Below are 11,789 nucleotides of genomic sequence, written 5' to 3'. Positions count from 1 at the left end.
GAAAGCGACGCGCGCCTTCAGTGCAGGCCTCCGCCGTAGTTTTCTTCACGGATGATGCGCGGAGTGATTTCGCGCGGCTCGATCGTCACCGGCTGGTAGACCACGCGACCCAGCTCTTCGTCGAAGCGCATTTCCACGTGACCCGACAGGGGGAAGTCCTTGCGGAAGGGGTGGCCGATGAAACCGTAGTCGGTCAGGATGCGGCGCAGGTCGTCGTGGCCTTCGAACATGATGCCGAACAGGTCGAACGCCTCGCGCTCGAACCAGTTGGCCGAGCTCCACAGCGGATTCACCGAAGCAACCACCGGGAAATCATCGTCCTCGGCGTACACGCGCACCCGCAGACGCTGGTTCAGCGACACCGACAACAGGTGCGACACCACGGCAAAGCGGGCACCTTCGGTACCCACTTCAGCGTAAGCAGAGTAGTCCAGACCGCACAGGTCGACCAGTTGTTCGAACTGGCAGCCGGGCGCATCGCGCAGCGTTTGCATGGCAGCGTAATACTGGGCCGCAGGCACCTCAGCGGTGACCTCGCCCAGCGCGACAGTGACGCTGCGGGCTTTGTCGCCCAGGGCAGCAGCCACCAGATCCCGAAGCTTTTCGGGATGGATAGCGATAGCAGACATCTCGACTCCTTAGACGCGAGCGATGGTGTTCGTGCGGCGGATTTTTTGCTGCAGCTGAATGATGCCGTAGATCAGCGCTTCGGCAGTGGGGGGGCAGCCCGGCACGTACACGTCCACAGGCACCACGCGGTCGCAACCGCGCACCACGGAATAGCTGTAGTGGTAGTAGCCGCCGCCATTGGCGCAGGAACCCATGGAGAGCACCCAGCGCGGCTCGGACATCTGGTCGTAGACCTTGCGCAGGGCCGGTGCCATCTTGTTGCACAGCGTGCCAGCCACAATCATCAGGTCAGACTGGCGCGGGCTGGGACGGAACACTTCCGCACCAAAGCGCGCCAGGTCATAGCGCGCCGCGGCGGCATGCATCATTTCCACCGCACAGCAGGCCAGACCGAACGTCATGGGCCAGATCGATCCGGTTTTGGCCCAGTTCACCACAGCGTCATAGCTGGTGGTGACGAAGCCTTCCTTCATCACACCTTCGATCATCGTGTTTCCTTTTCGAATTCAGCTGTTATTCCCAGTCCAGGGCGCCCTTTTTCCACTCGTAGGCAAAGCCTACGACAAGAACGGCCAGGAAGATCAGCACAGCGACGAAACCAGCAATGCCCACATCCTCGAGCGCAACGGCCCAAGGCAGCAGGAAAGCGATTTCCAAATCAAAGAGGATAAACAGAATGGCGACGAGGTAGTAGCGCACATCGAATTTCATGCGCGCGTCTTCGAAGGCCTCAAAACCGCATTCGTAAGGAGAGTTCTTGGCGTCATCCGGTCGGTTGGGACCCAGCACGTAGCCGAGCACCAGGGGCACGACACCGACGGCCATGCCAACGAGGATGAACAAGAGAACGGGGAGGTATTGATCGAGGTTCATCTTGAGGTCGCGTTTCCCGCTTGACCTTGCCCCGACCACTGCCTGATCAGGGCAGGCTTGTTATGTGTGGTGCCGTCGGCGAGACTCGAACTCGCACAGCTTTACGCCACTACCCCCTCAAGATAGCGTGTCTACCAATTCCACCACGACGGCTTTTTTCGTCTCAGATCACCCGGATGGCATGAGGAGCCCCCTCTAACTGGGCTTTGGCTGTCCAGGCAATCCCTATATTCTATCCGGAAAAACACTTGCATCGAAGTATTTTCCGGATTGCTTCAATTTATTTCGCGGGAGCAGGCTCCGTTGTGGCAGCAGGCTGCTGCACCGGTGCGGGCACGTCGTTCGCAACGGGCGCGGGCACATCCTTGCTCACGGCAGCCGGGGCAGGAATGCTGGCGGCAGGCGTGTTTTCCAGCACGCTGCCTGTGCTGGCAGGGCGTGTGTTGCCCAGGTAGGCCAGGGCCAGCGTGCAGACAAAGAATACCGCGGCCAGAATGCCGGTGGTGCGCGACAGGAAGTTGGCACTGCCCGAAGCCCCGAACAGGCTGCCGGAGCTGCCGCTGCCAAAGGCCGCACCCATGTCCGCACCCTTGCCGTGCTGGATCAGGATCAGACCAATCATGCCCAGGGCCGCCAGCATTTGAATGCCCAGAATCACACCAGAAAACGCTTGCATTTCATTCACTCCTAAATCAGTAGCTATTCACACTCCAGCTTATTGAGCTGCAGCAATAATTTGCAGAAAATCTGCGGCCTTGAGCGACGCACCGCCAATCAGACCGCCATCGATATCGGGCTGGGCCAGCAGCTGGGCCGCATTGGCGGCATTCATGCTGCCGCCGTACAGCAGCGGCACGCGATCGGCCTGCTGGGTCGCGGCCGCCAGCTGTGCACGCAGCACGGCATGCACCTGCTGGGCCTGCTCGGGCGAAGCCGTCTTGCCGGTGCCGATGGCCCAGACCGGCTCGTACGCCACCACCAGCTCGCTGACGCAATGGCCCACGTGCTGGATCACCGCCGCCAGCTGGCGCTTGACCACGGCTTCGGTCTGGCCGGCTTCGCGCTCGGCCAGGGTCTCGCCCACACACACCACCGGCGTGATGCCCTTGGCCAGAGCGGCCTGGGCCTTGTGCGCCACATCGGCATCGGTTTCGCCGTGGTACTGGCGGCGCTCGCTGTGCCCCACCAGGGCGTAGCGCACACCAAACTCCTGCAGCATGGCGGCCGACACCTCTCCGGTGTAGGCACCTTTTTCGTGCTGCGACACATCCTGGACACCCAGCGCAATCGGCGAGTCCTGCACCAGCGCCTGCACCTGGGCCAGGTAGACCGCCGGAACGGCCACACCCACGCCGCACTGCAGCGCGGCCGGCAGACCCTGGCGGATGCCCGCCAGCAGCTCGGCATTGGCCTGCAGGCCGCCATTCATCTTCCAGTTGCCAACAATCAGCTTCTTCTTCATGTGTTCGCTCACCACGTCAAAACGATCTTGCCAATGAGTTGACCCGACTCCATCAAGGCATGGGCCTGGGCGGCATCCTGCGCTGCAAAGCGGCTGTGGATGATGGGACGCACGCGGCGCTGCTCCAGCAGCGGCCACACCCTGTCCCGCAGTTCCTGACCGATGGCGGCCTTGAACGCCTCGCTGCGCGGACGCAGCGTGCTTCCCGTCACCGTCAGGCGGCGGCGCATCAGCAGGCCGGCATTGAAGCCCGACTCCAGACCGCCCTGCACCGCAATCACCACCAGGCGACCGTCTTCCGCCAGGCAGCGCACTTCGCGCTCCACATAGCTACCGGCCACCATGTCCAGGATCACGTCAACCCCCTTGCCACCCGTCAGGCGCAAGGCTTCTTGCTCGAAATCCTGGCTCTTGTAGTTGATGGCATGGTCCGCACCCAGAGCCAGGCATTCGGCGCATTTTTCATCCGAACCCGCAGTCACAATGACCGTGGATCCAAAGGCCTTGGCCAGTTGGATGGCCGTAACGCCAATGCCGCTGCTGCCACCCTGGATCAACAGCGTTTCACCCGCCTGCAGACGCCCCCGCTGGAACACATTGCTCCAGACCGTGAAAAAGGTCTCGGGCAGCGCTGCGGCCTCTTCGTCGCTCAGCCCCTGCGGCACCGGCAGGCACTGACCCACCGGCACGGTGCAGTACTGGGCATAGCCGCCGCCTTGCAGCAGCGCACAGACCCGGTCACCCACGGCCAGACCGGCAGCCGCCATGGCGGCTGCATCACCCGACTCGATGACACCAGCCACTTCCAGACCCGGCAGGTCCGACGCACCGGGCGGCGGGGGGTAGGCACCTTTGCGCTGCACCACGTCCGGGCGGTTGACGCCACTGGCGCGCACACGAATCAACACCTCGCCCGCCTGCGGCTGGGGCGTGGGTCGTTCACAGGGCTGCAGCACTTCGGGAGGACCGAAACGGCTGATTTCTATGGCCTGCATGCTTGGCGCACATCCTTTACAAAATTCTGGCCTCCATTGCAGGCACCGTCCAAGACCTGTGCGGCAATAGCGCGCTTTTTGACACAAAAACCGTGGGTGCTGCAGATTGCTCTGCAGCCACCCACGGCCGGCAGCATCCCTTACGGGAAGGGATTACTGCTGTTGCTGTTGCTGTTGCTGCTGTTGGTCAGCATCGACAGCCGGGTCACGCGGCTGGCGGGGCTCACGCGGCTCGCGGGGTTCACGGAACTCGCGCGGTTGGCGGGGAGCACGGTCACCGCGCTCGGCCGGGGCCGGACGCTCGCTGCGCTCCATGCCGGCGGGACGCTCGGTCAGCGCCTTCATGGACAGCTTGACACGGCCCTTGTCGTCGGTCTCCAGCACCTTGACCTGGACCACTTGGCCTTCTTGCAGGTAGTCGGTGACCTTTTCCACGCGCTCGTGGGCGATCTGGCTGATGTGCAGCAGACCGTCCTTGCCGGGCAGCAGGTTGACCAGTGCGCCGAAGTCCAGGATCTTGACCACGGGACCTTCGTAGACCTTGCCGATTTCAACTTCGGCCGTGATCTGCTCGATGCGCAGCTTGGCGGCTTCGGCCTTGGCGCCGTCGGTGGCAGCAATGGTGATGGTGCCGTCTTCCTCGATATTGATCTGGGTGCCGGTCTCTTCGGTCAGCGCACGGATGGTGGCGCCGCCCTTGCCGATCACGTCACGGATCTTCTCGGGGTTGATCTTCATGGTGTACAGCTTGGGAGCAAAGCTGGAGACTTCGGTCTTGGCTTCACCCATGGCCTCTTGCATCTTGCCCAGGATGTGCATGCGCGCTTCCTTGGCCTGGGCCAGGGCAACCTGCATGATTTCCTTGGTAATGCCCTGGATCTTGATGTCCATCTGCAGGGCCGTGATGCCGTTGGTGGTACCGGCCACCTTGAAGTCCATGTCACCCAGGTGATCTTCGTCACCCAGGATGTCGGTCAGCACGGCGAAGCGGTTGTCTTCCTTGATCAGGCCCATGGCGATACCAGCCACGTGCGCCTTCATGGGCACGCCGGCGTCCATCATGGACAGGCAGCCGCCGCACACCGATGCCATCGACGAGGAGCCGTTGGATTCGGTGATTTCCGACACCACGCGGATGGTGTAGGGGAATTCTTCCTTCGTCGGCAGGCAAGCGGCCAGAGCACGCTTGGCCAGACGGCCGTGGCCGATTTCGCGGCGCTTGGTCGAACCCATGCGGCCCACTTCACCGGTGGCAAAGGGAGGCATGTTGTAGTGGAACAGGAAGCGGTCTTCGAACTCGCCAGCCAGCGCGTCGATGCGCTGGGCATCGCGCTCGGTGCCCAGGGTGGAGATCACCAGGGCCTGGGTTTCACCACGTGTGAACAGGGCCGAGCCGTGGGTGCGGGGCAGCACGGAGTTGCGGATCTCGATGGGGCGCACGGTGCGGGTGTCGCGGCCGTCGATGCGGGGCTCACCGGCCAGGATCTGCGAACGCACGATACGGGCTTCGATGTCGAACAGCATGCCTTCGACCTTGACGCCGTCGAATGCAATGCCTTGCTCGGTCAGGCCGGCCTTCACGTCGGCGTAGGCCAGACGGCAGGCGTGCGTACGGGCTTGCTTGTTGCGCAGCTGGTAGGCATCGCGCAGCTTGGCTTCACCCAGTTCAGCGACCTTGGCGATCAGGGCGTCGTCCTTGGCAGGAGCGGTCCATTCCCAGGCGGGCTTGCCGCCTTCGCGCACCAGCTCGTGGATGGCGTCGATGGCGATCTTGCCTTGCTCGTGACCGAACATCACGGCGCCCAGCATCACTTCTTCCGGCAGTTGCAGGGCTTCGGACTCCACCATCAGCACAGCGGATTCGGTACCGGCCACCACCAGATCCATCTGCGAATCCTTGCGCAGGGTCTGGCCGGGGTTCAGCACGTATTCACCATTGATGTAACCCACGCGGGCGGCGCCGATGGGGCCGTTGAACGGGATGCCCGACACCGACAGGGCGGCGGACACAGCGATCATGGCGGCGATGTCGGCATCCACTTCGGGGTTCAGCGAGATCGTGTGGATGACCACGTGCACATCGTTGAAGAAACCTTCGGGGAACAGCGGACGGATCGGGCGGTCGATCAGGCGGCTGGTCAGGGTTTCCAGCTCGGAAGGCTTGGCTTCACGCTTGAAGAAGCTGCCGGGGATCTTGCCGGCGGCGTAGGTCTTCTCGATGTAGTCGACGGTCAGAGGGAAGAAGTCCTGACCGGCCTTGGCGATCTTCGAACCCACCACGGTGGCCAGCACCACGGTGTCATCGATGTTGACCAGCACGGCGCCGGAGGCCTGGCGGGCGATTTCGCCGGTTTCCATGGTGACCGTGTGCTGGCCCCATTGGAAGGTCTTGGTGACTTTGTTGAACATCGTCATGTGTGTACTCCTGTTGGAATGGCCGCAAGCACTCTTGCAGCCAGGATTTGGAGATCAAACAGAACACGATGCCATTCCACAAACGCACAAAACGCTATTTTTTCAATAGCTTGCAGATTTGTGGAATGACACAGCTTCGCTCTGTCTGGGCAAACTCCAAAGTAAAAAACGCCTGAGCTAGCGCGCTAACTCAGGCGTTTTGATCTTGCACTGTGCTTACTTACGCAGGCCCAGCTTGGCGATCAGGGCGGTGTAACGGTCAGCGTCCTTGGACTTCAGGTAGTCCAGCAGCTTACGACGACGGCTCACCATGCGCAGCAGGCCGCGACGACCGTGGTGGTCCTTGGCGTGTTGCTTGAAGTGAGGGGTCAGTTCGTTGATGCGAGCGGTCAGCAGAGCCACTTGCACTTCGGGGCTACCAGTGTCGTTTTCAGCACGGGCGTTGGCCTTGACAACTTCAGCCTTGATAGAGGCAGCGATCATGATTTTTCCTTATTGGAAGGCAGCGCAAAGCCGCCTTTGGTTACTTGCGCAAGGGCTGGAACGGCCGCCTGCGTGCGTCTTGCACCATGCAAAACCCCGCGATTATAACAAGTCGCCGCTCGCCTGCCCCAGCGCAACCCTTCCAGCCGGTCAGAGCCTCAGAATTGGTCGCGTCCCGGGACACGGGCCAGCACCCGCAGGTCTCCACCGACCGGCACCACATCGTGAAATGCCAGCGGTACGCGCTGGGCCAGATCCGTCAGCGGCCCCCACTGCGCCATGTCCGCCCCCGGCCCCAGCAAGCTGGGCGCCAGATACAACAGCAGCTCATCCAGCATGCCGCAGGCAATCACCGCACCATTGAGCACGGCCCCCGCCTCCACATGCAGTTCGTTGACTTCGCGCCGCGCCAGATCCCGCAGCATGGCAGACACATCCACCCGTCCCCGGGCATCCGGCATTTCCACCAGCACCGCACCGCGTGCCTGCAGCGCCTCGGCGCGCGCCCCCTGCAGCTGGGCGGCATAGATCAGCACCTGCCGGTCGGCCGCGAACAGCGCGGCATCGGGCGGCGTACGCAACTGGCTATCGGCAATCACCAGGCGCGGCTGGCGCTCCGTGGGCAGGCTGCGCACATCCAGGCGCGGATTGTCCGCCAGCACCGTCCCCACCCCCGTCAGGATGGCACAGGCCCGGGCGCGCCAGACCTGGCCGTCTTCGCGCGCCGCAGGCCCTGTGATCCACTGGCTTTGCCCGTTGGGCAGCGCCGTTTTCCCATCCAGAGACGTGGCCGCCTTCATGCGCACCCACGGCTGGCCGCGCACCATGCGGCTCAGAAAGCCCAGATTCAGCTCACGCGCCTGGGCAGCCCCCTCCCCCACTTCCACGGCAATGCCATGGGCGCGCAGATGGGCAATGCCCTGCCCCGCCACACGGGGATTGGGATCCAGCAAGGCCACCACCACCTTGGCCACCCCGGCCTCGGACAAGGCCACGCAGCAGGGCCCGGTCCGCCCGGTGTGAGCACAGGGTTCCAGCGTGACATAGGCCGTGGCACCCTGCACCTGCTGACCGCGCCCCGCCGCATCCCGCAGCGCCATGACCTCGGCATGCGGGCCACCGGCCTTCTGCGTGGCACCTTCGCCCACCACCTGCCCCTGCGGATTGACCAGCACACAACCCACCCGGGGATTGGGCGAGGTGCGGTTCATCGCCTGCTGCGCCAATTCCAAAGCCCGGTTCATAAAAAAAGCAGCCTCGCTGTGCGGCTGCTGCTGACTGTCACCCATGTGCACTCCCATCCGAATCGGCCATTTATTCGCCACGCCACCGGCACCGCACACCCCGGAACCAGCCATTGGCAGCACCAAGCCAGCGCCTTGACAGCGGCGGCATGCAGGCCGCCGTCATTGTCCCGGGTTTTGGCACCAGTCCACACCAGGACCTCCGCATCCCGATTTTCCGCCGCCCATCGCACCCTTATCCACGCAGCCGCACCCCGCCCGCCACCGGACGGCGCGGTAGCTTGCGCAAGCGCCCTCTAATCAGCAGGCGGCGGGTAGCGCACCTCCAGCACTTCCAGCATGCGCACGCCACCCGGCGTCGGCAGCGGCACCTCATCCCCTACGCGCGCTTTCAGCAAGGCACGCGAAACCGGCGCAATCCAGCTCACCTGCCCCTGGCTGCTGTCCGCCTCATCAATCCCCAGAATCGTGATGGTGCGCTCTTCACCTTCGTCGTCGGCATAGGTGACCGTGGCGCCGAAGTAGACCTGGTCGCTGCCATGGTGCACAGCAGGGTCCACCACTTCGGCAATTTCCAGGCGCTTGGTCAGAAAGCGGATGCGGCGGTCGATCTCACGCAGCCGCTTCTTGCCGTACAGGTAGTCGCCATTTTCCGAGCGGTCGCCATTGCTGGCCGCCCAGTGCACCACATCCACGATCTTGGGACGTTCGTTGTCGATCAGCTCCAGCAACTCGGCCCTGAGCCGCTGGCAACCTGCAGGCGTCATGTAGTTCTTGCCACCTGCGGGCAAAGGCGGCAAGCCGGGCTGATCGTCATCATCATCCCCGTCGGATTCTTTGGTGAAGGCCTTGTTCATAGGCTGCCCATCTTCACACATCCGCGCCGCGCCCACGCCGAAAACGAAAAAGCCTCAGAACATTTCTGTTCTGAGGCTTGACGTTTGGTGCGGCTGGCAGGAATCGAACCCACGACCCCTTGGTTCGTAGCCAAGTACTCTATCCAGCTGAGCTACAGCCGCTAAGCTATCGATTATAGGACAGTTTTATTGTCTTACTTTCGAAATTCCAAATTTCTTTGGAAGAAGCTTGTTTTCCATGACGCTGAAAAGCAAGGCCTTCACAAATAGACAAAAGCCCCAGAAACTTTCGTTTCTGGGGCTTGTATCTGGTGCGGCTGGCAGGAATCGAACCCACGACCCCTTGGTTCGTAGCCAAGTACTCTATCCAGCTGAGCTACAGCCGCATTGGCGGAGAGGGTGGGATTCGAACCCACGGTACGTTATTCACGTACGCCTGATTTCGAGTCAGGTACATTCGACCACTCTGCCACCTCTCCGGTGTGTCGAAGCATCTATTGTAGCCTAAAAAATCAGGCCTTCAGCAAAGTTTTGCCACCCATGTACGAAACCAGTGCTTCGGGCACCGTGATGGAGCCATCCGCGTTCTGGTAATTCTCCAGTACGGCGACCAGCGTACGGCCCACGGCCAGGCCGGAACCGTTCAAGGTATGGACCAGTTCGTTCTTGCCCTGGGCATTCTTGAAGCGCGCCTGCATGCGACGGGCCTGGAAGGCTTCGCAGTTGGAGACCGAGCTGATTTCGCGGTACACATTCTGGGCAGGCACCCACACTTCCAGGTCATAGGTCTTGGCGGCGCCAAAGCCCATGTCGCCGGTGCACAGGCTGACCACACGGTAAGGCAGGCCCAGCTTCTGGAGCACCTGCTCGGCATGCACCGTCATCTCTTCCAGCGCTTCGTAGCTCTTGTCGGGGTGCACGATCTGCACCATCTCGACCTTGTCGAACTGATGCTGGCGGATCAGACCACGGGTGTCGCGGCCGGACGAACCGGCTTCCGAGCGGAAGCAGGGGCTGTGCGCCGTCAGCTTGATCGGCAACTGCTCTTCGGCCAGCACTTCGTCACGCACCAGATTGGTCAGTGGCACTTCCGACGTGGGAATCAGGTACAGCGCGGCGGTGTCAGGCACCGGCTCGGCGTCCTGCCCGCCCTTCTTGGCCGCAAACAGGTCCTGTTCGAACTTGGGCAGCTGGCCCGTGCCCTTGAGCGAGTCGCTGTTGACGATATAGGGCACATAGCATTCGGTGTAGCCATGCGCTTCGGTCTGCAGATCGACCATGAACTGCGCCAGCGCGCGGTGCAGGCGGGCGATCTGCCCCTTCATCACGGTGAAACGGGCACCGCTGAGCTTGATGCCGGATTCAAAGTCCAGGCCCAGGGGGGTGCCCAGGTCCACATGGTCCTTGATGTCGAAGTCGAACGTCCTGGGCGTGCCCCAGCGACGCACTTCCACATTGCCTTCCTCATCCGCACCCACGGGCACCGAGGCGTGCGGCAGATTGGGCACGGCCACCAGCATTGCCTGCAGCTCGGTCTGGATCTGCTCCAGGCGTGCGGCGGACTGCTCCAGCTCGGTCTTCATGGCGGCCACCTCGGCCTTGGCGGCTTCGGCGGCGTCTTTCTCACCCTTGCCCATCAGCATGCCGATCTGCTTGGACAGCTGGTTGCGCTTGGACTGCAGTTCCTCGGTGCGCGTCTGGATGGACTTGCGTTCCGATTCCAGGGCCTTGAAGGCTTCCACGTTCAGGAAGGCTTGGGGGTTCTTGCGGGTCAGCAGTCGGGCGACGACCGAGTCCAGGTCTTTGCGGAGAAGTTGAATGTCGAGCATAGAGCGCGATTTTAGTGGCGCCGCCGCCGCTGCGCGCGCCGCAGTGGCTTGCATGCCGCGCCGGCATGGCCCCGCACCCCGCGTTCCCCGACCTGCCCCGCCAGATGCGAAGCCGGACTGTCAGCGAAACCGGGCACAAGAAAAGCGCGCAGATGCCGATAGCATGGAGAGCGCACTGCAGTGGGCGGCCCATGGCGCGCACAGACCGACCAGCACGAGGGAAACACCATGTTTTATGTATTTGGCATCAACGGCCCCATGTACCACGGCGGGCCGGAACGGCTGTCGCAGATCGCCCCGGTGCGCCGCGTGCAGCGCCCCCAGGCATTGAACACGCTGGTCGCCGACACCGACACCGATTCCAGCACCCTGTTGCCGCAACCGTCCACCGAGACCACGCTGCGCCGCGCGCCGGCGCAAAGTGCGGTGTCTGCCTACGCCAGCGCCGCCCAGGGCCCCAAGGAAGAGCGCCGCCCGCTGAGCCTGGTACGGGATGTGATGACACGCGGCGCCCTCACCGTCTCGCCACGCAGCATGGTCAACGATGCCTGGCAGACCCTGGCCCTGCACCGTGTCAGCCAGGCGCCGGTGCTCAACGATGCCCAGCAGGTGATCGGCTTGCTGCTGCGTGCCGACATGGCCCCGCTGGACCTGCTGCCCACCCCCGGTGCGGTGCGCGACGCCATTGCCTTGGCGCGCCGCCCGGTGTCTGAGGTGATGGTGACGCCCGTGCCCACCGTGGCGGAAGACACCGACCTACGTCGCGTGGCCGGTGTGCTGCTGGACAATGGGCTGCCCGGCCTGCCCGTGACCGATGAGCAGGGCCACCTGGCCGGCTTCATCTCGCGCACCGACCTGCTCAAGGCGATTGCCAGCGACCCACCTCTGGATTTGTGGAGCTGATGCGCTACGGGCAGTCCTGTACAGACAACGCGATCAATCCATAGCAGGCTGTGCGCATTTGGCTTGCACTGCATACTGCAGAGACTTGTTAAAGGGAG

The 11,789-nt window shown here is 63.0% G+C and carries 12 protein-coding genes and 4 tRNA genes; 1 reads left to right on the top strand and 15 read right to left on the bottom strand.

Annotation, left to right across the window (positions count from 1 at the left end; genetic code table 11):
* Positions 1-17: 17 nt before the first annotated feature.
* From CT3_RS05510 to serS, 15 genes are all read right to left on the bottom strand, one after another.
* Positions 18-629 (bottom strand): NADH-quinone oxidoreductase subunit C, encoded by a 612-nt coding sequence (locus tag CT3_RS05510; protein ID WP_066539319.1) that lies wholly within the window; start codon positions 627-629, stop codon positions 18-20.
* A 9-nt stretch (positions 630-638) separates the two neighbouring features.
* Positions 639-1,118 (bottom strand): NuoB/complex I 20 kDa subunit family protein, encoded by a 480-nt coding sequence (locus tag CT3_RS05505; protein ID WP_066539321.1) that lies wholly within the window; start codon positions 1,116-1,118, stop codon positions 639-641.
* Positions 1,119-1,143: 25 nt separating this feature from the next.
* A complete protein-coding gene (locus CT3_RS05500) occupies positions 1,144-1,503 on the bottom strand; it encodes an NADH-quinone oxidoreductase subunit A (protein ID WP_066539531.1) in 360 nt (119 codons plus the stop codon).
* 67 nt (positions 1,504-1,570) lie between these two features.
* Positions 1,571-1,656 (bottom strand) — tRNA-Leu (locus CT3_RS05495).
* 127 nt (positions 1,657-1,783) lie between these two features.
* Positions 1,784-2,179 carry a preprotein translocase subunit SecG gene (gene secG, locus CT3_RS05490; RefSeq protein WP_066539323.1) on the bottom strand — a complete coding sequence of 132 codons (396 nt, stop codon included), beginning with the start codon at positions 2,177-2,179 and terminating at the stop codon, positions 1,784-1,786.
* Positions 2,180-2,218: 39 nt separating this feature from the next.
* Positions 2,219-2,965 (bottom strand): triose-phosphate isomerase, encoded by a 747-nt coding sequence (gene tpiA, locus CT3_RS05485; RefSeq protein ID WP_066539325.1) that lies wholly within the window; start codon positions 2,963-2,965, stop codon positions 2,219-2,221.
* Between the two features lie 8 nt (positions 2,966-2,973).
* Positions 2,974-3,960: an NAD(P)H-quinone oxidoreductase gene (locus tag CT3_RS05480; protein WP_066539327.1), complete on the bottom strand. Its 987-nt coding sequence runs from the start codon at positions 3,958-3,960 to the stop codon at positions 2,974-2,976.
* Between the two features lie 153 nt (positions 3,961-4,113).
* Positions 4,114-6,375, bottom strand: a complete 2,262-nt coding sequence (gene pnp, locus CT3_RS05475) for a polyribonucleotide nucleotidyltransferase (RefSeq protein WP_066539329.1) — start codon at positions 6,373-6,375, stop codon at positions 4,114-4,116.
* Positions 6,376-6,591: 216 nt separating this feature from the next.
* Positions 6,592-6,858, bottom strand: a complete 267-nt coding sequence (gene rpsO / locus CT3_RS05470) for a 30S ribosomal protein S15 (protein ID WP_083520526.1) — start codon at positions 6,856-6,858, stop codon at positions 6,592-6,594.
* 158 nt (positions 6,859-7,016) lie between these two features.
* Complete coding sequence (gene ribD, locus CT3_RS05465; protein ID WP_255503402.1) at positions 7,017-8,102, bottom strand: bifunctional diaminohydroxyphosphoribosylaminopyrimidine deaminase/5-amino-6-(5-phosphoribosylamino)uracil reductase RibD; 1,086 nt, start codon at positions 8,100-8,102, stop codon at positions 7,017-7,019.
* A 296-nt stretch (positions 8,103-8,398) separates the two neighbouring features.
* On the bottom strand, positions 8,399-8,959 hold the full coding sequence (gene greB, locus CT3_RS05460) for a transcription elongation factor GreB (protein ID WP_066539335.1): 561 nt from the start codon (positions 8,957-8,959) through the stop codon (positions 8,399-8,401).
* 85 nt (positions 8,960-9,044) lie between these two features.
* Positions 9,045-9,121: transfer RNA gene (locus tag CT3_RS05455), tRNA-Arg, on the bottom strand.
* Positions 9,122-9,268: 147 nt separating this feature from the next.
* Positions 9,269-9,345: transfer RNA gene (locus CT3_RS05450), tRNA-Arg, on the bottom strand.
* A 2-nt stretch (positions 9,346-9,347) separates the two neighbouring features.
* Positions 9,348-9,438: transfer RNA gene (locus CT3_RS05445), tRNA-Ser, on the bottom strand.
* Positions 9,439-9,471: 33 nt separating this feature from the next.
* On the bottom strand, positions 9,472-10,788 hold the full coding sequence (serS, locus tag CT3_RS05440) for a serine--tRNA ligase (RefSeq protein WP_066539337.1): 1,317 nt from the start codon (positions 10,786-10,788) through the stop codon (positions 9,472-9,474).
* Positions 10,789-11,016: 228 nt separating this feature from the next.
* Between serS and CT3_RS05435 the strand changes: the two genes are divergently transcribed.
* A complete protein-coding gene (locus tag CT3_RS05435; RefSeq protein ID WP_066539532.1) occupies positions 11,017-11,691 on the top strand; it encodes a CBS domain-containing protein in 675 nt (224 codons plus the stop codon).
* Positions 11,692-11,789: the final 98 nt, after the last annotated feature.

It is taken from the genome of Comamonas terrigena NBRC 13299, assembly GCF_006740045.1.
Classification (GTDB): domain Bacteria; phylum Pseudomonadota; class Gammaproteobacteria; order Burkholderiales; family Burkholderiaceae_C; genus Comamonas; species Comamonas terrigena.
The sequence above is the reverse complement of the archived record's forward strand: the minus strand, read 5'-3'. Positions and strand labels throughout refer to the sequence as shown.

Bases quoted from the DNA above. Each gene is read 5' to 3' on its own strand.
- CT3_RS05510 (WP_066539319.1), bottom strand. From the start codon at position 629: ATGTCTGCTATCGCTATCCATCCCGAAAAGCTTCGGGATCTGGTGGCT.
- CT3_RS05505 (WP_066539321.1), bottom strand. From the start codon at position 1,118: ATGATCGAAGGTGTGATGAAGGAAGGCTTCGTCACCACCAGCTATGAC.
- CT3_RS05500 (WP_066539531.1), bottom strand. From the start codon at position 1,503: ATGAACCTCGATCAATACCTCCCCGTTCTCTTGTTCATCCTCGTTGGC.
- secG (WP_066539323.1), bottom strand. From the start codon at position 2,179: ATGCAAGCGTTTTCTGGTGTGATTCTGGGCATTCAAATGCTGGCGGCC.
- tpiA (WP_066539325.1), bottom strand. From the start codon at position 2,965: ATGAAGAAGAAGCTGATTGTTGGCAACTGGAAGATGAATGGCGGCCTG.
- CT3_RS05480 (WP_066539327.1), bottom strand. From the start codon at position 3,960: ATGCAGGCCATAGAAATCAGCCGTTTCGGTCCTCCCGAAGTGCTGCAG.
- pnp (WP_066539329.1), bottom strand. From the start codon at position 6,375: ATGACGATGTTCAACAAAGTCACCAAGACCTTCCAATGGGGCCAGCAC.
- rpsO (WP_083520526.1), bottom strand. From the start codon at position 6,858: ATGATCGCTGCCTCTATCAAGGCTGAAGTTGTCAAGGCCAACGCCCGT.
- ribD (WP_255503402.1), bottom strand. From the start codon at position 8,102: ATGAACCGGGCTTTGGAATTGGCGCAGCAGGCGATGAACCGCACCTCG.
- greB (WP_066539335.1), bottom strand. From the start codon at position 8,959: ATGAACAAGGCCTTCACCAAAGAATCCGACGGGGATGATGATGACGAT.
- serS (WP_066539337.1), bottom strand. From the start codon at position 10,788: ATGCTCGACATTCAACTTCTCCGCAAAGACCTGGACTCGGTCGTCGCC.
- CT3_RS05435 (WP_066539532.1), top strand. From the start codon at position 11,017: ATGTTTTATGTATTTGGCATCAACGGCCCCATGTACCACGGCGGGCCG.